A 22,232-nucleotide genomic window follows, 5' to 3' on the forward strand; every position below is an offset into this window, starting at 1 on the left:
GGCCAATCCAAATAACTTACATGAGATCATTATTGTTTTTAGGACTGTTTTGCATGGCTTGTTACTTTTCACAGGCCCAAACCTCGTGCAACCGTATAAAATACATCGATCAGCTGGCCATGGCGCCTTCTGAATTACCCATTCAGGACTTCAAAAAATATGACTATAACCTGATCCCCGACTCGGTAAAAGAACGCATCAAAACGGAGATCATAAAAGAAACTTCTGCTTCGTTTTTTAAAGGGCTGCATGTAAAAAGTGCCAAAATCTTCGACTCAACCGTGAACGAAAAATTGTTTAGTCCGGTTACAGTGTACGATGGCAATAACAACCCGGCTGATGGAGTGTATGTTATTTTTTACGAGTTCTTTTTTAAAGACAATATTCCTTTCGCTTTTAAACTGGTGGTTAAGCTAAACGGCGAACTGTTAAAGAAAGGCCAGTTTGAAGGCATTGCCAACCAGAAAAAAAAGATCATCAACTGCAGCAAAGCATTAGCCATTGCCGCATCCGATAAAGAAGCCCCCATCACCCGGCCCGGCGATATTTATTTATACTACAACGAAACGTTCAAAACCATTGTATGGCAAATCATGGAAGCCGATAATACCACCGGCGACAGCCAGCACGTAACCGTTATCAATGTGTTTGATGGAGAGATCATAGAACGAAATGAATTTTTAAAAGGGTCGTCGAATTTCTAGCTTAAACCTGACAGTTTTTTGGGCACAGGCTTGCAGCATGCAAATACCATTTTTAAACGTTGCCGAAGGCAACAACTTATTACTTACTACTTCTTCACCCACACCGTCATATCCGACTTGCCCCTGTTGCCCCAGGCATAATAGGGAATCATAGTTATTTTGATGGGTGTTGATGCGGCGCGCGCCTCCCTGTACAAAGTGTTTGTCCAGTCGGCCTTCGGCTGCAGTAAGGCAGTGCCCTGCAAACTCATCACTTTGCTTTTATCGATGGTTTTATAAACAGGTTTCAGATCATTTTTAAGCGGCAATACAATATCAAATACATTGGTGCCAGTGGGCACATCGGTCGATTCAACGCAATACACTACCGGACCGCGTTTTACCGCCAGCTGATTACGTGTTTCTTCTACCAGCGGATTGCTTTCAATCAATGTTACCGGCATATCGAGGTTCAGCTCAATCACATCGCCTGATTTCCACGTACGGTTTATTTCGGCATACTGTGCTGGCGCTATGGCAACAGCAACCGGTTTACCATTCACCGTAATCCCTGCTTTTTTGCACCAACCCGGGATGCGCATAAACATTGAAAAAGGAGTACTGGCCGCCTTTGCAACAGTGATTTTAATACGCCCGTCCCAGGGGTAGTTGGTTTGTTGCGACAGTTGTACAGCCCCACCATCTTTTAATTGAGATGATAACATATTGCTTCCATACAAATGCACCCACACACCTTTGCCGGATATCGTATAGGCATAATCGCCCGCTTCGGCAATGGTGCGCACCGTATTGGGCGGACAACAATTTGATAAACTGATATAAGGCACACGGCCACCGGCCCAGCGCAGCGTATAAGGAAAATCGCCCGAAGCGCTTAAAGGATTGGCATAGAAAAATCTGTTACCATCCAAACTGATGCCCGACAATATGCTGTTGTACAAAGCCAGTTCCATGATATCGGCATATTTGGCGTCGCCGCTCAGCAATAGCATGCGCCAGTTCCATAACAGGTTGCCGATATTGGCGCAGGTTTCGTTATGCGCCGTCATATTAGGCAACTGGTACGCCCTTCCATAAGCCTGATGTATTTTTTGAATATTCACAGGTTTGTACGAAGTGCCATAAGGCGATACGCCATCATACAAAGCGCCACAGGCGCCGGTGATGTACATTTTTTTATATACTACATCGTCCCAGATGTGGTTCAAACAATCCATCAGCGAATCATCTCCTGTTTCGGCATATACATCGGCTACACCGGCATATAAATAATTAGCCCGTACCGCATGCCCCATCGCTGTTTTTTGTTGACGAAAAGGAACACGGTCCTGGTTATCATCGGTGCCTTCATTCACCAGTCCGCGTATATTGATTAAGTTAATAGCCAGTTGTAAATATTTCGGGTCTTTGGTGGTACGGTACAATTCAATCACGCCCATGTAATGCGAAGGACAAATGGCATTCCGTGCCAGTTCGGGCTCAGCGCGTTTGTAAAAATTATCGAGGTAATCGGCTGCTTTGATCGCTACATCCAGCAAGGTTCTTTTACCGGTTGCGCGGTAATGCACACAGCCGGCCGTCATCAAATGCCCCATATTGTAGGTTTCAAAATTCAGCCTGTCTTCAAACGGCTTTGCATTATTGGTTTGTTTCTTTTCTTCAATCATCACCGGCGTATGAATATACCCATCGGGGCGCTGGCATTGTGCAATGGTAGCAATCACCGTATCCATCATTACATCGAGGTTCTTATCTTTTGTAATGGCATACATGTTGGCAACCCCTTCGAGCAGCTTGTAAAAATCGCCGTCGTGAAAGGGAGGGCCTTTATGCGAACCAACATCGTGACCTGCAGCGATCTCAAAGTTTTTGTATGCATGACTGATATTGGCATCGGTATAGGTTCTCCACAAATGCGGCAGCATCGAATCTTTGCACACCTGCATACGCTCGCCCCAGAAACCGCCTGTCCAAACCACAGCATTCATATCAACCGGCTGCAGTTTAACATGCGCACTGTTACTGGTATTCACCAGACTGTTGTTTTGACAATACACGGTATCTGCGGCGGCCAACAGGAAAAGAAAAAGATGAATACGTTTGTACATGATAAAATATTGAATAATGAATTTTGAATTAATACCCCCACGTTCTGTCTCTACGGGACCGGCTCTCCGATTGCAATTTCTCTACCTGCATATTATCCCTAACGGGATATTCATCAATCCCCAATCCTCAACGTTGCCGGCCCTTCGACTCCGCTCCTTCGACTACGCTCAGGATGACGGCCACCGAAAATTTTATTGAGCTCCTTCGACTACGCTCAGGACCCGCAACGTAACCGGCCCCAACAACCCTGCCGGCAATAAGGGTTTATCTTTTAACCACAGCGGTGCGGTGGTCCAGGTAATTCTTTCTTTTTCGGGTAACAGCAAATCGCCCATTAAGCGGTTGGCCCAGGTGTTGGTTACCTCGATGCGCAATTCGTTGTTGCCGGGCCGGATGGCATTGGTTATATCAACGCGATAAGGGGCTGTCCAGGCCACACCACACGCTTTTCCGTTTACATACACCGAGGCCATGTTGTATACCTTTCCTACATCTAACCATAACCGTGTATTTATACCAGGGTGCTTATTCCAGTTAAAGGTGGTGTTATAAACGGCCGTACCTGAATAGTAGCGGATGGCATTGTTTGTATTGGTTGACCAGTCTTTCAATTGTTCAAACACTACCGGCTGCGAAGGGCCACCAACCGTACTGTCAAATGCAACGGTCCAGGCATTCCGGATGGTATCGCCATAAAAAGACTCAAACATATTTTCACTTCCGTTAATAGGAGTAGATGTTCTCTTTCTTTTTTCACGAAAGACTATAAATACCGATCCATTGGCAGGAAGCTCTAAAGGAAACACCGAACGACTTATATGCCGATATTTTTTTTCGGTTCGTTGAATTCCTGAAACAGGGTTCCATATTTCGGGCCAGCGGTCGTTTACACGCAGGGAAACCGAAAGATCCCTATCTTCATTAAGCTGGTTACTGATAAAATAAATATCAAACCCGTCGCCGGCACGATGCGTCCATGTAATGCCGGTAGCTGGTTCGCCATTGTCATGCACTTCAACATCTCTTTCTATACCAATAGGCCCAAAAGAACTTTCCCGGTAAGGCCCCTGTACTACAGTACCTTTTCCTACATTCCACTTAGTTAATTTTTTCGCAGGGACCTTTTTCCATATTTCACCGGCAAATGCTTTTACCTGCTTGTCGGCATTGGAATATTGTTGCAAACTGTATGACTTTTCAGGTGCATCATTTACAATTATCGTGGCCCCGGCCTTCACCAGTTCATTTATTTTCTTTGCTATAGCCGGTGTCATTAATTTTTTGTTTGGCGACATCGGATGCACCTGCGGAAATACCAGCACCTTGTAACTAGCCCCTCCGGGAAACTCAACCCGGCCGTTGCGTACGGTGGCCTGCAATAACACATCGGGATTGAATGAATCGTAGGCGTATCCATGCAACGGGTCGATCCAGTTTTCGGGATCGGCCATATTGGCCGAATGCACAATACCTTCGGGTATCGCTCTTAATGGATTACCTGCATTGGCCAACCGCTTTTTTTCGTGTTGTACTATTGAATCGCCAAAAATACCGGGAAGGGTTCTTACCAGTCTGTCGGGTAGAATGGAGCGGCGCGGAATTTCTTCTCCTGTAAACACAGCCACATCTACCACCGGTTTACCCTGTTGCAGCAATGCCTGGCATCGCTGTGCATATTCAACCCAGGCTTTGCCGGGCTTCCACCAGGTTTGATTGCGCTGAAAATATAACCCTACCCCATTCAATGTCATGCCCGGAGCACGATCGGTCCACGGATTGTGCATGAACACATGGTACACGAGGCGATTAATGCCCAACGCAAAATTTCTATCCGCCAGCGTTTTGAGCATACCGGGGTGTTCGTCCCAGACCATGCGCAATTCGGTAAATGCTTCGGCCTGAATAATGGGTTTACCATAAATATGACCGCCCGAAATAGCATCGAGCATGTCGTTGGGTTTATCGTGTGTGGGACTGCGTAACCAAAACTCGCCCATCGAAATATCGCTTTGCCCATAATGTAATAAGCCATCGCTCGTCATGGTAGGCGCAATACTTTCGGCGCTGAATGCACATCCTTTTTCATGCGCGAGATCTTTTAACGTAACATAAAAATTTTCCTTTACCAGCTCTATGATCGTTTGCCGTACATCGTACAAAAAACGTTCTGAAACATCGGCGCTTTGAACCGGTATACCGGCCATAGCAATGAGGTAAGGGAAGCAATCATATCCGCGGCGTTTTTTAAATTCATCCCTGAATACGGGCGACCAGTTCTGGCTGCCGCATTCCCAGCTGTCAACATGAAATATCTTCAACACTTCCTTCGCCAGCTCGGGCCCGGCCTGCCGTATGGCTTCGCCAAACCATTTATCAAACTGTAATCGCACTGCTGCCGGATTAAACTTATCACACTCAAGCCCCATGCCTCCACCGCCGGTAGCATTGGTATGCCCGGTTGAAGTATGACCAATACGCAGGATGGTCCAGTTACCTTCGGGCACTTCCCAGGTAAGACGGCCATCGGCTGTCATTTTACCGGTAATATCAATAATGCGGTTCAGCGGCACACACAACGATTCGGGCGCCTGCGTTGCCAGCGTTCGTTCGCTCACGCGCCATACCGATCCGTTCTTTCCTTCGTACTGATGTATCACCGGTTCGCCCGATAATTCAATACCCGAAATTTTGAGAGTTGGTTTCCATTTGGCCGCGTCGAGATCCTCGGCACCGGGTTCGGATCCCTCTTTATTGTATATAAATCTGAAATAGCGTGCAGTGGTGGCCGGTATGGCATAGGTTACATCTTCATCATTATCTTCCCAGCCGTGCCGCGGGGGTTGCATACGCTCTACCACCCTGAATTGTTTTCCATCGTTGCTTACCTGCAGCTGCAATCGTTTCGACTGATAATTATTGCCATTGGCGCGAATCAGAATAGAGCGACAGGTGAACGGTTTGTTATAAGCATATTGTATCCAGCAGGCGGTATCGCTTTTAAAACTTTGTTTACTTTGTATCATGGCCAGATACTGCGGTGCTTCACCAGCCATGCTGGTCGTAACAACAGGCACCAGGGCCGTGTCGGCAATGGCATTTTTGATGGTGGTCGGAAATGCGAATACTGCTATATCCCTGTAATATTTTTCTTTGGTTTCAGGTTGCGGTAACAGTCCGTTGAATGTATTTTTTCCGGTGGTATAGGTCTTCGTCCACACTACCTTTTGCATCGATAATTCAGGTGTGATCCACGGGCCGCCTGCCAGCGCAAAGCCGTCGCTTACGTGCATGGCCAGTTGCAGGTTCAGCCGCTTTGCCTCTTCCATGGCAAATTTTACCAGTTGCCACCAGGCCGGCGACAATTGTTCGGCCGGCGGATTGATCAATGGCGGATTGGCTGTTCCTTTTATGAACATCATATAAGCGCCGCCGATGCCTGCTTCTTTCATCGCCTGCAGATCGGCTGTAATGCCTTCTTTTGAAGCAGCCGCCTGCATCCAGTACCAGAACACCCATGGTTTAGCCTGCTGCGGCGGATGACGGAACAGATCATCTAATGAAATACCAGATGAATTGCTTACGCTGCTATTAGAACCTCCATGGTTCTGCGCCTGCAGATAAACAAACGAAACAAAAAAAACAATAACTGTTACCAGTCCTTTCTTCATGCTATGTTTTATGAAAATCACAAAATCCCAAAATCTCAAAATCCCAAAATCACACACTTTCCTTCAGTTTCAACTCCATATTCGTAATGGCATCTGTTTCCTCCAAGACATCCTTCACCGGGTGCTTTCGCCAATAGTTGGCTAAGATAGAACCGGAAATATTCATCCACGGACTAAACACAGCAGCAGGCAAACCAAGCGTCCCCAACTTTCCCATACCGGCTGCCAGGCCCGATGCCATACCAGCGTTTTGCAATCCCACTTCAAATGCAATGGTACGCGATGAATTTTTATCTAACCTGAACAAACGGGCCAGCCAGTAACCAAAGAAATAACCCGCTGCATTGTGCAATACCGAACAAAGAAACAATATCCAGCCGGTTTTTAATAAATTCTCATATCCGGCCGCCGTAGTAACGGTTGTAAAATAAATAATACCGAACATAGAGCAATAAGGCATCACCGCATCGAGCCTGGGATATAGCTGAGCCAACAGATGATATAAAATGCCTGCGATAACGGCGCCAAGCAAAAAACCGAATATTTCTATCGATTGCAACAGCTGCGCCGACGAAACATTTTCCGATAAAAAGCTCCACCAGCCCAACGGCAATGCTGCCAGCCAAAAAACGGCAATGATAAATAACAGCGTCATTACCCGTATGCCATTCGATGAAGCATTTTTTAAATAATCATGCAATAAGGCTGCGCCAATGGGTACTATTACGATCTTAATTATTTCCATCATCATATTCACCACATCCACCTTCACGAGCGTGCCTGCCAGCAATTTCATCAGCAGCGGTGTAAAAAAAGGCGCCGCCATGGTGGCCATAGCAGTAACCACTACCGATAATACAAGATTGGCCCTTGCCAGATATACCATTACGTTAGAAGCCAGCCCGCTCGAGGTAGAACCAATGAGTATAATACCGGCCGCTATTTCAGGCTCAAAATGAAAGAAGCGTGTGAGCAACCATCCCATCAGTGGCATTATGGAAAAATGGCATAATAAGCCGATCACCACGCCCCTGCCTGTTTGCCGCAAACCCGAAAAATCGGCAACCTTCATTTGTATGCCCATTCCAAACATCACCATCTGAATAATCACCAGCATTAGCCATTTGTTCCTCAGCTCAACCGGTCCCCAGCTTTTAAATGCTTCGGGATACATCATGCCCGCAACCACAGCAGCCAGGATCCAGGCAGTATACCGGTATCCTTTCAGGCGTTTTACAGCACCCAGGCCAATGGCCAGACACACTGCAGCACTTACTGCAGCCGGTTTGTAAAATAACGGTTGCTGCAATAAGATGCCGGCAAACAAAGCACCCATCGATACTATGCTTATCAACAGGAACAATTGAGCTATCTTTTTCATATGATTTTTTTAGTAGTCGGGAAGTCCGAAAGAAACTGCGTAATTCATTATTAGTATTCCGGACTTTCGGTCTTTCCGTCTTTTCTGACTTTCGGTCTTTTTCTTCCTGACTTATAATATAGAAGCAATGTGCTTTATTGCAATACCCGGACTTGCCAGAATGGGCACCTTTTTATCTTCGGCCAACAGATTATCAGCTACACGTGCCATAGAGGCCTGCGCCAATACAATCACATCTGATTTGGCCGATAATTCTTTTAATGCCTTTGCCACCATGGCATCGTGGGTGGCTGCATCGCCGCTCATCAATGCGTCAAAAGCGCCTTCGCACAAAACAGCTTCCAGTTCAATGATTTTACCTGCAGCGGTAGCTCTGCGTATTACGAGGTCGCTGGTAGGTTGCAGGGTAGTAGGTAACGTAGCCACTACGCCGATTCGTTTACCTGTTTGCACCGCCCTATCGGCCATGGGCTGATCAACACGCAATACGGGCACTTTTGTTAAAGGTGCCGATGCTTCAACGGCTGCACCAATTGAAGAACAGGTTACCAGGATAAAATCAGCGCCGGCTGCTTCGGCCGAGCCTACATAGTTTACTACGCGCCTTGCTGTCTTCGGTGTTAATTCGCCGCAGCTGATCACGTTTTTGATCAAACTGTCGTCAACAATATTAAACACTTTTACCTGCGGTAAATATTCGTTGCATAATTGCTGAAACATGGGCACCAGCGTGGCTGAGGTATGAATAAGTCCTAATGTTTTTTGCATATGATAAGTTCTATGTTCTGAGTTCTGAGTTATTTGTAGCCGTGTCACGGTTTAGAACCGTGGCACGGCTTTATTTATCTTCCGTTTAACAATATTTCAAAGTAATCTTCGCCGCCAACCTGTCCGCCTTTAAAATTTACTTCAAGTCCATCTAACGGTGATCCGGGAGCGGTTGCTCTGCAAAGCGGAGCGCCGGGTACCAGGGCCGCGATCATTTGCACCGATTCAATACCCATGGCTCTTGCTGCATAACTGCTGGTATCACCACCGGCAATTACAATGCGCTTTACAGTTGTTTGCGCAACTGCCTGGCGGGCAATAAACCCTAATGCCTTGCCTAATTTATCGGCCGGTAAATAAGCCGGCTGTCTGTTTGCCGCTCCTCCGGTGTGAACAATTACACTTTTTCCAAGCCGCAGCCAGTCGATGGCTTTCAGCAAAGCTGCCGACGCCACGTGATTATCATTATTTGAAACGGCCACTGCATCAAGGTTCAATTCTTCAAACCCTTTTGCCCTGGCGTTAATAATTTGTCCGGCTGTTACCGGTGAGCAGCTTCCGCATATCACCAGCATGGGTTCTGCCTTGCCGGCATGCGGCCATTCGGTAACCGGCTGTAAGGCGTTTGTATGATTCCAGTATTGACCGAGCGCCATTTCAATACCCGAAGACCCAACCGAGAACAGAGTTCCTTCGTTTGCATAGCCATCTATTAATTCACCAATTGCCAATAGTTGTTCCTGGTAAAGGGCATCAAATAAAATCACTTCCACGCCCTGTTGCACCAACAGATCAATTTCTTTTTTGATCGTTTGCTTCGGTTCGGCTATTTGTAAAATATCTACCAGGCCTGTTTTTTTTGCCGTTTGTTTTGCAAGATGTAAACGCAGATCACTTTCATCGGCCGGTGTAACCGGGTGACGGCTCATAGATGGATGCCTGTCTAACCGGTAAATAGTTCCTTTGCTGCCGATGCCCATGCGTGCAAACAAATTACCGAACAAACAATAACGGCCAAGAACAGGTGCGGCAACGAGCAATGGAATAAATTTATTTTTAAAAACAGCAGTGCCGATATCAATCGCATTCCCGATGCTTCCGGTAGCAGGTGACGAATCGAAGGTTGAGCAAACCTTATAATGCACATGGCGTGCGCCGGTTTGTTTTAACTGTTCAAAAGCAGGTATTAAAGTAAGATCCATTTGTGCGGGCGCCATAGCCCTTGTAGCGCCTGCCACACCAAAAGCATTCAACCCCGGATATTTTTTTAATTGTTCAGCCGATGGCGGCTCAATAAACAAGGCAGTTTTCGCCCCTGCCCTGGTTAAAAACTCCAGCGCATCGGTTGAACCGGTGAAATCATCGCCGTAAAAGGCGAGCAGTATGTTGGTGTTGTTCATCGTGAATGGTGAATAGTGAATGGTCAATTGTCAATCCGCCTACGCTGAAGCTTCGGCAGACAAAGTCGGAAAACGTGAAACGGCAATTTTATGTTACAGGTTTCATGTTGCAGGTTTCAGGGCTTCAGAAGCAGTTATTCCCTGTAACATGTAACCTGTAACCTGAAACAGATAACTTGTTCCTGTTAATTTGTCAACTTACTACTTACTACCTGCTACTCCCTGCACCGAACTGCTTCACCGACTGAGCAAATTCGGGATAAAGGGCTGCTGCCTGCTCAACACTTAATCCGTCAACTGCGGCCTGCCATGCCTGTTGTAATGCTATTACACCGGCTGCTGCACCCATAGGATGCGCCATAATACCGCCACCTGCCATATATAACAGGTCAACGGTTTGGGTACGGCGGTAAGTTTCAGGCGCCTGTCCGCCCCATTGGCCTGATGAAACTACGGGCAACACTGTTTTATGATCATACATGGGTTGCAAACAGGCGTTGATCGAAGCCACTACCGAATCATCGCTTTCCCAGAATTTATTTTGAATACCGTTTACATGCAACTGATCTACACCCGCCAGCCGCCAAAGTTTTTGATAGGCTTTGAAATCGATGCCCAGCAACGGATGCCGTGTTAACATGCCCCAGCCATTGCGGTGGGCATGTATGGCCAGCCGCCGCTGATCGCATATTTTTTTCACGGCACTCAGTCCAACGCTGTTTACGCTGATCATGGCACAGGTACCGCCGCTGCGAACCACTTTTTCGTACCGCTGTAACATGTCGTCAATGTCGCCACTGATGTTAAATGCATACATCACTTTTTTGCCGGTTGCATCGGCATGTTTGTTGATCACCTGCATCACGGCATCTACCCGGTCGTTGAACAATGAATTGGCCGATGACGACAACAGCTCATCATCTTTTATAAAATCAATACCTGCACCTGCCAGTGTTGTTACCATTTCAGCCGTTTGCTGCGGGGTTAAACCAATACTTGGTTTTATAATAGTACCGATCAACGGCTTGTTTTGCACATTGGTCAGCCCACGGCATCCGCTTATGCCAAAGGCAGGCCCCTTATAGTGTTGCGCAAACGATGCAGGCAGCTCAATATCTATGAGTTTTAAACCGGTAAATTGTCGCAGCTCGTATAAATTACCCTGCAGGGTTGAAACAAGTACCGGTAAATTATAGCCGAAATTTTCAATGCTCCACGACACTTTTAACAGGGCCCTGTTGTATTTACCGGAAGCGCTCGCTACACCCGGTAATGCAGGGGTAGTTACCGTTTCAATCGGTGTTACCTCCTCGACCCTTGCGGCAAAGCGCTGTTTCAGCGCTGAGGTTTCGCCGGGCACAGCAATAAATGTTCCCGACGATTGTTCACCCGCCAATACCGCAGCAGCTGCTTCAACCGCTAATGGTGTTTCGATAAAATAGGTGGCAGTTATTCGTTCCATAATGATTTATGCTCAGTTCAAAATACTCATCCGGGTCACAGGTTTCAGGTTACAAGTTTCAGGTTACAAGGTTTCGAATCCGTGAAACCTGCAACCTGTAACTCATATGTTTTTAGCCTTGTATTTTACTACATACTCCTTCCCCACTTCAACAGTCACTTCGTACACGTTATTTCCTTTATCGGTTATTACCGCTTCTTTGCACACGGGTTTCGACTGACTTTTAATCCGTAGCGTTCCTGTGCCTTCGCCTGCTTTTATTTTTATTTGTGTAGTGCTGCAGTACAAACTGATATCGCCATGAGGCGTTGGCACTTTTCCTTCCATCCACTGCAAACCGCCCAATACGGGTTCTGCTACCCAGGTGGCATAGGCCGGTGAAGTGGGTTGTATGCCGAGATAATATTTCCCCAGCAGGTAAATCGGACTGGCGCCCCAGGCATGACATAAACTTTTACCAAACGGACGGCCATACATGGCATAATGTTCTGCGCCCTGTTTCGTGGGATTGTATTCTTCCCAGAAAGAAGTTGCACCTGCCTGCAACATGCCGCCCCAGTAATTTTTCATTTCATTCAGCACATATTTTTGCTCGCCCATAGCGCACAATGCTTCCAGTTCATAAAAACGCATATACGGTGTGGTGATCTTTTGAATAGAATCGTTCAGCAATACATGTTGCTTTACAGCCTGCTTCTGGTCATTGTTGAAATAATTAAAAAAGATGGCAAACATATTGGCATAGCGGGTAACGTTATCGGTGGGCAGTCCGTTTACGCGACTGTGCACCAACGCGTGTTTGACATCACTCCAGTAAATGGAGAACAGTTTTGTTCTGAGGTCGGCAGCCAGCTGTTTGTATTGCTCTGCATTTTTAGAATCGTTCAACATATTGGCGCAAAGCGCCATGGTTTCAAGACTGCGGCAAAACAGCAATTGTTCAAAACTTACTTCGCCTTTTTTGCTAAGGCCGTTGGCCCAGTCGATGAATATCCAGTCGCCGCTTAATCCCTGCAACAGGCCGTCTTTATTACGGCGCTGCAAACAAAAATCCATCATGGTTTTCATACGCGGATAAAACTGCTGTATGAAGGTTCTATCGCCCGTGTATAAATAATAATCGTAAATACCGAGGAACCAGTAAAAAGTATAATCCATGATGGTGTTCACATGGCTGGTCACAGGATCTTTACCCCGAAGGGCAATCAACGTACGTGATACAGTGGGCGCATCAAAGAACAAATAATAGTTCATCAGGTAACTCTGATAGGCATCACCGCTCCATATCCATCGGTCGCGTTTAATACCGTCGATAAAAAACTCGCGGGTATTTAAGTGCAGGGTATACGCCGCTACCTCCCATATTTTATTTACAGATTCATCTGAACAACGGAAAGCACCGCGTTTTTCAACCGGCGCATATTCATACAACATCGAAACCGAATCATACGTAACTTCATTATCGGATTGAATGTTTACAAATCGAAATGCTTTCGATAACGGCAAAACAGAATCTGCTTTTTGGGTTTGGTTTACATCGATCCTGTCGAGCAATTCGCAGGATGTTGTGGCCAGCGCTTCTTCCTTCGATTCGCCATAATACAACGATACTTTGCCTTTTCCTTTCACTCCATGTAAACGGATATAACCGAATGTTTCTTTACCAAAATCAACCAGCAGCGAACCATTCTTAGTAACTGAAACCGGTGACTGTGCCTGCGTTGCCAGTTTAAAGGCAGAAGGGCGGTGATCAGGATCGTTGAAATTCCAACCAGCGGCATGCAGCCATATGGTAGCCGACTGATCAGATGCCTTACCGGTTTCATCAATCCATTCTTTGTCTTCATAAGTTACCAGCCACGAGGCATCCGATACAATGGTTTTGCCTTTTACAAAAATGGCCGGCACTTTATCGCGATTGAAAACTTTTATATTGATGCGATGCTTTCCTGCAGGAACAATTATTTGCTGCGGTGTGCCTTCAAAGCCTTTGCCATCGATCTTTACGGCATAATCGCCTTCTATGGCTATTTGTACCTGTTCGGGTTCGGTCAGCTCAACGTCTTTATGAAAATCCATCAGCACATAGTGATTATCGAGCTTCCAGAAAGGAGGAAAAAAACTTCCGCGTTCGGTACGGCGGTTCTGCATGTTATTGGCCAGCCAGATCTCAAAGTCGCCAGGATACCAGATCCAGGTGGCCTGCGCCATCACACTGCTACCTGCGGCAAAAAACAACAGCGAAAAAAAACAGATCCGTTGCAATATGGCATTTCTGCAATTCATTAGTAATTTATGGTTTATCGTTTATAGTTTGAAGTTGAACCCGCAGGTTTGTCTTTCCTTCTTTATTCAACATTTAAAATTCATTATTCGATATTTTCTTATTTCTCATTTTTCATTTCTAATTTCCCTGAATGGAGCTTCCAAACCTGCAGCCTGTTTAATACTATCCGCTACCATGGGGCCATTGTTCTCCCAGGTATTACCGGGGCCGTTCGCATTCTTTAAAAACTTTTCAGCCTCGCACCAATTATCTTTTACCGTTATATAAGAAGAGCCTTCATCGAGATACAAATAAAACCAATGTTCAGGATCATGTGCATAGGGCGCTTTGTTTATTGTATGCACGCAATTTTCACTGATCACCGAACCGGGCTGTGCCGATAAAGTATATATTCCTGCTACATCATACATATGCTTTGCATAATGATGCACAAGGTTGGCATGAATGCGGTTATTGCGCATGGCATTGATGGTTTTCGTCCAGCCCCAGCCCACGCAAATACCCGAATAGGCAACATCACTCACTTCATTATGATCGATGTTAATGCCCTGTACATAGCCGGCGCTGATGCCTGCACAGCCCCAGTCTTCATTGGCGCAATTGGAAATAAAATTATTGCTGATGACAAGGTTGCGGCACAGTTCCCGTTCATCGGCCGGACTGTACGGCAAATGCGTTTCAAAACCGGGATCTGAAAATTTGCCGGCCTGTATAGCCGTTCCGCCAATATCATTAAAAGCGCATCCAACAATGGTATCGTTGTAGCTTCCTTTTATATAATCAAGACCGGTTGCCGCCATATGGCTAAACCGGCAACGTTCAAAACCGGTGTTGTGTATAAATTGTAATGTAACGGCGGCGGGCTGGCGGCCGATCCATGCCTGGTTTTCGAGTCCTTTTTTATCGGGAGTGCCCGGTATCTTTAATTTATAGGCATCGAGCAAATACATACCCGCCTGCAAGGGTACATGGCCTGCCTGCGACGGACGCAACCAGGAAGTATAACTAAAATTAATTCCTTTGAAATATACATAGCTTACCGGTCTGTCGATGGTTCCCTCTACCTGCACTATTTGCTCCATTACCGGAGCAACCGCATTCGCCGTTTGCATATGCTCGTTATTACGCGGCCAGTAAATGATACGCTGTTGCTGCCTGTCGAGATACCATTCGCCGGGCTGATCGAGAAACTGAATGGCATTGGTTAAGTAAAAAGCCGAATTACCTGTTTTTTGTGAAATCCAGGGTGCAGGCCAGGGATGTTCTGACTGAATACGGCTTTCGGGCTGATGAAAGCTGAGCAGCGCGCTGTCACCCTGTACCATAACCGATTTTATGCGCAACACAGCAATGGCCCACCACTGGTGAATGACCATTTCGGGTAATGTATTTTTATCCCAGCCCGATACGGCCGGTTTAGGTATCCAGCATTGTTCTGTTTGATGATTCCACGATAAAATGCGGTTCATGCTATCGGCATTGCGGTCGCGGGCCTTGATGGCTTTTAGCTCATTCACCCATAGTTGTCTGAATTCGGGCAAACGGCCGGCGATCGTAGGCGCGGGGGCAATCCATACATTTCCCTGAGCGGTAGCCGGTAATCCGGGTATTTTCTCTGTGGCTTTGCGCCAGCCGGTTACCGCCACTCCACCGCTGAATATTGGCTGGGCATCGGGCGCGGCTTCGATAACGGTAGGAGATGCAGGTGTACCCGAATCTTCGGGTCGCACAAACAATGGTTCACAAAAAGTGTATGTGCCGTTTTGAATAATGATGTGAATGCCAGTTGCTATAGCAGGATCGTTTAACCGGCGCAATTCCCTTGCTTTGCGCAATGCCATGGCTACTGTGGCCATCGGTTGTTCTTTAGTACCGGGATTGGTATCCTTTCCATCCGGTGCAACCCAAATATTTGCAGCCTCCACAGTATAAACAATACCGGTGGCAAATAGTACAATCGTAATGATGTGTTTAAATAACTTTTTCATATGTTCTTAAAACGGCATGTTACTCCATACTAACTCCATAGTTACTCCATATTAACTCCATACACGCAACATAGTATCCACCTAGTACTCCCGTAGTACCTTCATAGTACTTCCCTATTGCGAAGCCATGGTACAGCATCTATTGAAATATCGACTTCATATAAGCTGTATTGGCACCGAAATTCTTTTTCACATTGCGCGGATCGGTGGCATCTCTCGACCGTTCGATCACCAGCCAGCCGCTCCACCCCATTTTATTTAGGGTTAGTTTTACCTGGTTCATATTTATTTGCGGATCGTTTTGCAGCCATACACTGTCTTTATTGGTGCAATGGATCTGGCAGATGCGATGCTTACCTAAAATGGCCAGCTCTTTATACAAATTTCTGCCGGCCTGTAACGGATTGGCAAAGTTGAAATAGATCTGAATGGCCGGCGATCCGATATCCTTTAACAGCTTTACTTCTTCGGTAGCGCTCAAAGCAGTTTCAATACCAATGATCACGCCCGCTTCTTCAGCTATTTTACCTACTTCTTTTAATCGTGAAACCACAGCGGGCCGCAGTTCGGGATACTTTACCAGATCACCCTTTACTCCCAATGGCAGAAAAGCAATCTTTACATTCATCTGTTTCATGGTATTGATGCAATCCTGTACTGCTTTCACAGCGGTAGGTCTTTCGGGAAATGACTGCGCATAAAAACCGGTCATAGCCAGAGAAGGAATTTCAAGATCCAGTTCTTTTGCTTTACTTAAAAACTGCGTGCGTATGGAGTCATTGGCCAGCTGGTTATCGAAAGTTTCGCGATCGCCCAAACCACCCATATCAACTTCTACCCCATCGGCGCCAATGTCTTTCGTTAACTGGAATGCGCCGAGCTTTTGGCGTTTAAGGATCATTAAATCCACTACGGCAATTTTATAGCGTTGTGCGGAAGAATTGGTTTGCTGTGCTGTGGCTATGCAACCGGTGCACATTGCAACCAGCAAACAAATCGTAATTATTTTTTTATTTATCATATAGTGAATGGTGAATCGTCAAACGTCAATCAGCAAACGGCAATACGCTCAGCATACTGGTCAACCCGTTAATTTGTTATCCTGTTAACTGATCAACCAGTTAACTTGTCAACTTATTAATATGTCAACTTATTATTACTTAATACTTACAACTTCAAAAAGCCTTTGCAACTGCTCATAGCCATGTATGGCATTGGCCGGCAATTTTTCTCCATGCTCTCCAAATACATATAGAGCTGTTTCGGGCTCAATGGTGACCTTGCTTTCGTCGATCTTTCCTTCTTTGTTTTTTATTTTATTTATATCCAGATGAAAATGCTTTGCAACGAACTCGTATACTGCACTACGTTTGTTAATCCCGTAATCATGTCCTTCCTGTGGCAGGTGTACATTTTCAACCAATGACTGATTGCCGTAGAAGCCATACATTTTTTGCAGATACGGGTATTCAATCTCAGGAACTTTATCTGTCCAGTCTTTACCATCCGAAATAACAAGCTGCGGGCGTGGAGCAGCCATAGCGGCTATTTCGGCATTATTGGTGCCGCCCATGCAGAAATGCACCGGCATACCGCTTTCGCAGGGACAACCGCCACTATGATAGCACGACAAGGAAACCACCGGCGCCGTCAATTTGATACGGTCGTCGAGCGCCGATACCAGCATAGTATGATTGCCGCCGCCTGATCCACCGCTGATGGCCACGCGACTGGTATCTGTTTCTTTCAACGATAACAAATAATCAAGAATACGAAACGCGGTGAGTGTTTGAACCGTCATGGCCAGACTGCGGCGATGGTCTTCGAATTTAAACTGTAACATCGATTCATTCCAGGCAAACAGATCGTAGCTGATGGCCATGCAGCCGAGGCGGGCCAATGTGGCGCAACGAAACTGACAATCATCGCGGTACCGGTGCTTATCCCAATGTCCATCGGGACATAACACCACCGGTATCTTTCCTTTTATCTTTGCAGGCTTGTATAAAGAACCTGCTATATACACTCCGGGCAATACTTCAAAGGCTATATTTTCTACCGTATAACCATCCATTTTTCTGATGGCAGTAACAATGGGTTTTGAGGCAGGCGCTGAAGGTATGGGCGATAATTTAAGCGCCTGCATCATACAGGCACGCAATTCGGTTTTGCGTTTTTCCCACGAAGCGGCATCATAATATAACGACGATAAATATTCCAGTTGCGCCTTTCCTTCTGCTACTGTTTTAAGATGGTATTGAAAAGGACTTATCTTATACCTTTTTTCACTGATTTTGCTGAACGACAGGTCCTGCGTGGCCAACACATTCTCCAGCGTTTTCTCTACATCGGTCCTGAACCGCCAGCGGGCATAGGTAACCCAATGGTCACGCACCAGCGTATCGTTGTACCGGATGGTAATGCCATACTGTTGCTGAATATCCGTTAACACCTGCTTCAGCGGCTCGCGATACAAATCATCATACGTTTGCGCAATGCCATGCAGCGAACACAAAACACAACAGAATATAATTAATATTTTTTTTGACATATTGGGACGCTAATCTTTGATCATTTCATTTTGTAGTCCTTCGACTACGCTCAGGACTTAATTGCAAATCCTTCGACTGCGCTCAGGATTTAATGGCTGCATACTTATTACTTATAACTTATTACTTACTACTTATTGACGGCCACGCCCCGTTCTCTATCTTCACCTCCTTCAACTTCGAAGGATCCACTTTCACATACTTGATCCGCTCTCTTCGCCAGGTATATACAATATGCACCATGCCATCGGATGATTGTATCACCGAAGGATACGAATACTGACTTACCGGCGAATCTTCGAGCACCAGTACCGCATACCATTGTTTGCCATCCTGCGACACAGCTACATTCAGCGGCGTACGGGCGCCTTTGCTTTGACCGGGAGGCGTTTTTACATGATTATATACCAGCAACTGGCGACCATCCTGCAAAGTGACAGCATCAGTTCCCGAATTATTGTTCGGCATACTGGTTGCCTCCATCAGCGACCATGTTTTACCGCTATCTACCGACCATGATGTTGCCAGATCACCGCTTTTGCTGCGGCAAAGCACCTGCAACTTCCCGTTATTGTATTGCAATACAGAAGGCTGAATAGCATTGATCTTTTTATCGTCGGCCACAGGCCCCACCATCTTCCATGTTTTTCCAAAATCGGGTGTTGCTTCAAAGTGTATCTTCCATCCGCCTTCCTCGGTGCTTGAAGGACAAATCAGTTCTCCATTTGATAACAGCACCGGTTTGTTTTTCACAGGTCCTAAAAATCCATCGGGCAGCGCCTGTGGTTTGCTCCAGGTTATGCCATTATCTTTCGATGTAATTAACCAACCCTTCCAGCCCGATACTTTGGGCCCCACTTTATAAAACAACAACAACGGCCCGTTGGGAACCTGGTACAATACAGGATTCCAGCAAGCATAACGCAACGTATCATTGATGATGCCGTTGGCCACTTCTACCGGGGCCGTCCATCCGTCGTTTACCAGTCGGCTTACCCAAATACCAACATCAGGATTTCTTTCTTTGGTGCCGCCAAACCAGGCAGTCACCAGTCCTTTTGGTGTTTCGGCAATAGTGGCCGCATGACTTTCGGGAAAGGACGTTTTATTGAAGATAAATTCGTCTTTTACAATGCCGTTCCTCCATGCTTTTGTTGCAACAAAAGCATAATTACCTGAACCAACTTCCAATACCACTTTCTTTCCTTCAACACGTAAAAACCGAACACCTTCCGTTGCCGTTAACGGCTTACCGCTTTCCAGAATATCATTAACAGATGCAGCAGGTATATATAGAATAGCTTTTGTATTGGCAGGGATGGTAACATTCCATATAAAGCGGTCTGTTTCGGCTTTCCATTCACTCTTTATTAAACCATGAACACTTTGGTATGATGCATTAACCCAAGTGAGTCCATCAACCGGCGTAGGTTGCATAATGATCTTTTTGAAACCGGTTTGTATGCTGTCGGTTTTAATACCGGCCATATTTTCGTATAGCCAGGTGAGCAAATCGCCGAGCAGCATCACATGGTTTTGCGAGTTCATTTGCGGATTGGCCGTATTGCCGTTCCATAATTCCCAAATGGTAGTAGCACCATGTTTTACCATATAGCCCCACGATGGATAAGTAGTATCGGCCGCCAGCGTATAAGCTATATCGGGATGCTGGTAATTACTTAAGGTGCGCATCAGCCATTGCACTCCAATTAAACCGGTGCTAACATGTCCATGATTTTCGTTCCAAACAGTATGGGCGATATTGTCGAATATGGCTTCCCTTACACTATCAGGCGCCATGTTGAAATACAGGGGCAGCAAATTAGCGGTAACGGTATTATTGCCGTAACACTTCTTTTGCTTATTGAAAAACTTTTTATTAAATGCCTGTTGAATATTCTTATTCAGACCGGCAAATTCTTTTGCATCGGCCGGTTTGTTCAATATCCCTGCAAAACGTTGCATGTACCACAACATGCGATAGAAATATGCCGTAGCTATCAGCGTGCCATCGGTTATGCGGGCGCTGTCTTTTGCATGGATCAGCTCAGGCGATTCGGGGGGCACGCACCAGTCGCCATATTTATCTTTGGTTACAATAAAACCGGTCATGTATTTCGTTTGCATGTATGCCAGCCATTTTTTCATAGAGGCATAATGCTTTTCAATGACCCGTTTATCGCCATACTGATTATACAGCATGTCGGCTACAGTGATATAGGTGGCAGGCCAGGTAACGTTATCGCTGTAATAATTCCAGAAGGCCGGCGCCACATCGGGTATAGCACCCGCATCGGTTTGCGATTCCTGAATATCCTGCAACCATTTGGCATACAGGTTACCATTGCCGAACAAAAAACTTTCACCCAATGACCCAATGGCGCGATCGCCCAGCCAGGGCATGCGTTCATTGCGTTGCGGACAATCGAGCGGCATGCCTTTATAATTGCCGCTGATACCCCACCACGCATTTTTATAAATATGATTGATTACTTCATTACCGGATTCGAAACTGCCGGTTGTTTGAATGGCATCATAAATCACCTGTCCTTCAAAATCATTAATGGCAGGTGTACCGGGATAATTGCTGATTTCAACATACCTGAAACCATGAAATACAAAAGCCGGATGCCAGGTTTCTTCGCCACCACCTTTGGCAGTATATATATCCGTTACTCTGGCATCGCGCAAATTGGCGGTATATAGTTCTCCATTGGGTTGCAGGCTTTCGGCAAAGCGCAATTTCACCCGCATACCTTTGTTCGCCCTCAGCTTCATTTGTAACCAGCCTACCATATTCTGGCCCATATCCATAATGAACACGCCGGGTTTTACCTCATTAATAGCAACCGGTTTTACCGTTTGCATTATTTTAACGGGTTCATTCATTTGCGCGGTTAGCTTTCCGCCGGGAGCATCTACGGGTTGCGCTAATTGCCAGTTGTTATCGTTAAAACCGTTGTTGTTCCATCCGGTCATTTCTTTGGTGGCATCGTACTCTTCGCCATCGTATTCGTTATTGGTACGAATGGGGCCATCAGCTGTCATCTTCCATGATGCGTCTGATACGATCGTTTTCTTTGTACCATTCGTGTATTCTATTTCGAGCTGCAACAACATTTTTGGGAAGCCAAAGGTTTTGATCTTCCTGGGCTTGTAGTTCTGCCGCATGGTAAAAAAACGTCCGTTGCCCAGCACAGTGGCAATCACATTGTCGCCCTTCTGCAGTTTGGCAGTTACATCATACGTATTGTACAAAACTGATTTTGTATAATCGGTGGCAGCCGGCGCCAGCACCTGGTCGCCAATACGTTCACCATTTACATACAATTCACATAAACCCAAACCAGCTATGTATACGGTAGCTTTTTTTACAGCAGCCGTTGTGAATGATTTTCTGAAATAACGGGCAGACAAACGCGAAAACTGGGTAAGACTATCCCAGGGCATGGTTTTATCAAAACCGATCCATTGTGCCTGCCAGTCTGTTGGCGCCAGCAAGCCAACGCTCCAGCGTGCGGTTTCGCTCCATTTGCTTTCGCCTTTGTTCGTAAACAGTTTTACTTTCCAGTAACAGGCCTTGCGACTGGCAAGTGGCTTGCCTTTATATAAGATATGAATCGACTGATCAGAAACGACTTTGCCCGAATTCCAGAAATCGCCTTCATTTCGTGCCAGTTTTTCGGGTGAAGAAGCCACCAGCACCTGGTAAGCTGTTTGTTGAATACCACGCGCAGTGCCGCTCACCTGCCAGCTTAAACGTGGCTGCACTACATCAATGCCTTCGGGATTATTCAGCATTTCGCAACGAAGCTGCTGAACGGTGATTTGAGCATTGACAGTTGCTGCCGCAAACAAAACAGTTATAAAAACAACAATACTATATCTTGTTATAAAACCCATTTACTGTTAATTC

12 protein-coding genes are annotated in these 22,232 nt (G+C 46.1%); 1 reads left to right on the top strand and 11 read right to left on the bottom strand.

Annotated features, from left to right (window positions below; translation table 11 throughout):
• Nucleotides 1-20: 20 nt before the first annotated feature.
• On the top strand, nt 21-704 hold the full coding sequence (locus AC59IL_RS03975; protein ID WP_496550786.1) for a hypothetical protein: 684 nt from the start codon (nt 21-23) through the stop codon (nt 702-704).
• 86 nt (nt 705-790) lie between these two features.
• On the opposite strand, the gene AC59IL_RS03980 is transcribed toward AC59IL_RS03975, so the two are convergent.
• The 11 genes from AC59IL_RS03980 to AC59IL_RS04030 form a co-directional block, all read right to left on the bottom strand.
• Nucleotides 791-2,812, bottom strand: coding sequence for an aceric acid hydrolase (locus AC59IL_RS03980; protein ID WP_496550787.1), 2,022 nt, complete (start codon nt 2,810-2,812; stop codon nt 791-793).
• A 192-nt stretch (nt 2,813-3,004) separates the two neighbouring features.
• Complete coding sequence (locus AC59IL_RS03985; RefSeq protein WP_496550788.1) at nt 3,005-6,481, bottom strand: glycosyl hydrolase; 3,477 nt, start codon at nt 6,479-6,481, stop codon at nt 3,005-3,007.
• Between the two features lie 49 nt (nt 6,482-6,530).
• The gene (locus AC59IL_RS03990; RefSeq protein ID WP_496550789.1) at nt 6,531-7,862 is read right to left on the bottom strand and encodes a bile acid:sodium symporter family protein; all 1,332 of its coding nucleotides are present in this window, start codon (nt 7,860-7,862) and stop codon (nt 6,531-6,533) included.
• A gap of 111 nt (nt 7,863-7,973) precedes the next feature.
• Complete coding sequence (locus AC59IL_RS03995; protein ID WP_496550790.1) at nt 7,974-8,630, bottom strand: aspartate/glutamate racemase family protein; 657 nt, start codon at nt 8,628-8,630, stop codon at nt 7,974-7,976.
• A gap of 74 nt (nt 8,631-8,704) precedes the next feature.
• Nucleotides 8,705-10,030, bottom strand: coding sequence for a four-carbon acid sugar kinase family protein (locus AC59IL_RS04000; protein ID WP_496550791.1), 1,326 nt, complete (start codon nt 10,028-10,030; stop codon nt 8,705-8,707).
• 208 nt (nt 10,031-10,238) lie between these two features.
• Nucleotides 10,239-11,492, bottom strand: a complete 1,254-nt coding sequence (locus AC59IL_RS04005) for a ribulose-bisphosphate carboxylase large subunit family protein (RefSeq protein ID WP_496550792.1) — start codon at nt 11,490-11,492, stop codon at nt 10,239-10,241.
• A gap of 102 nt (nt 11,493-11,594) precedes the next feature.
• A complete protein-coding gene (locus AC59IL_RS04010) occupies nt 11,595-13,778 on the bottom strand; it encodes an alpha-L-rhamnosidase-related protein (RefSeq protein WP_496550793.1) in 2,184 nt (727 codons plus the stop codon).
• A 105-nt stretch (nt 13,779-13,883) separates the two neighbouring features.
• Entirely contained in the window at nt 13,884-15,767 is a 1,884-nt protein-coding gene (locus tag AC59IL_RS04015; protein ID WP_496550794.1) for a right-handed parallel beta-helix repeat-containing protein, read from the bottom strand.
• A gap of 139 nt (nt 15,768-15,906) precedes the next feature.
• On the bottom strand, nt 15,907-16,788 hold the full coding sequence (locus tag AC59IL_RS04020; RefSeq protein ID WP_496550795.1) for a sugar phosphate isomerase/epimerase family protein: 882 nt from the start codon (nt 16,786-16,788) through the stop codon (nt 15,907-15,909).
• 135 nt (nt 16,789-16,923) lie between these two features.
• Nucleotides 16,924-18,318 carry an alpha/beta hydrolase family protein gene (locus AC59IL_RS04025; protein WP_496550796.1) on the bottom strand — a complete coding sequence of 465 codons (1,395 nt, stop codon included), beginning with the start codon at nt 18,316-18,318 and terminating at the stop codon, nt 16,924-16,926.
• Between the two features lie 121 nt (nt 18,319-18,439).
• On the bottom strand, nt 18,440-22,219 hold the full coding sequence (locus AC59IL_RS04030; protein WP_496550797.1) for a family 78 glycoside hydrolase catalytic domain: 3,780 nt from the start codon (nt 22,217-22,219) through the stop codon (nt 18,440-18,442).
• Between the last annotated feature and the right edge of the window lie 13 nt (nt 22,220-22,232).

This window comes from Niastella sp. sgz303648 (assembly GCF_059587045.1).

Bases quoted from the DNA above. Each gene is read 5' to 3' on its own strand.
- AC59IL_RS04015 (WP_496550794.1), bottom strand. From the start codon at position 15,767: ATGAAAAAGTTATTTAAACACATCATTACGATTGTACTATTTGCCACC.
- AC59IL_RS04025 (WP_496550796.1), bottom strand. From the start codon at position 18,318: ATGTCAAAAAAAATATTAATTATATTCTGTTGTGTTTTGTGTTCGCTG.
- AC59IL_RS04010 (WP_496550793.1), bottom strand. From the start codon at position 13,778: ATGAATTGCAGAAATGCCATATTGCAACGGATCTGTTTTTTTTCGCTG.
- AC59IL_RS04000 (WP_496550791.1), bottom strand. From the start codon at position 10,030: ATGAACAACACCAACATACTGCTCGCCTTTTACGGCGATGATTTCACC.
- AC59IL_RS04030 (WP_496550797.1), bottom strand. From the start codon at position 22,219: ATGGGTTTTATAACAAGATATAGTATTGTTGTTTTTATAACTGTTTTG.
- AC59IL_RS03985 (WP_496550788.1), bottom strand. From the start codon at position 6,481: ATGAAGAAAGGACTGGTAACAGTTATTGTTTTTTTTGTTTCGTTTGTT.
- AC59IL_RS03995 (WP_496550790.1), bottom strand. From the start codon at position 8,630: ATGCAAAAAACATTAGGACTTATTCATACCTCAGCCACGCTGGTGCCC.
- AC59IL_RS03990 (WP_496550789.1), bottom strand. From the start codon at position 7,862: ATGAAAAAGATAGCTCAATTGTTCCTGTTGATAAGCATAGTATCGATG.
- AC59IL_RS04005 (WP_496550792.1), bottom strand. From the start codon at position 11,492: ATGGAACGAATAACTGCCACCTATTTTATCGAAACACCATTAGCGGTT.
- AC59IL_RS04020 (WP_496550795.1), bottom strand. From the start codon at position 16,788: ATGATAAATAAAAAAATAATTACGATTTGTTTGCTGGTTGCAATGTGC.
- AC59IL_RS03975 (WP_496550786.1), top strand. From the start codon at position 21: ATGAGATCATTATTGTTTTTAGGACTGTTTTGCATGGCTTGTTACTTT.
- AC59IL_RS03980 (WP_496550787.1), bottom strand. From the start codon at position 2,812: ATGTACAAACGTATTCATCTTTTTCTTTTCCTGTTGGCCGCCGCAGAT.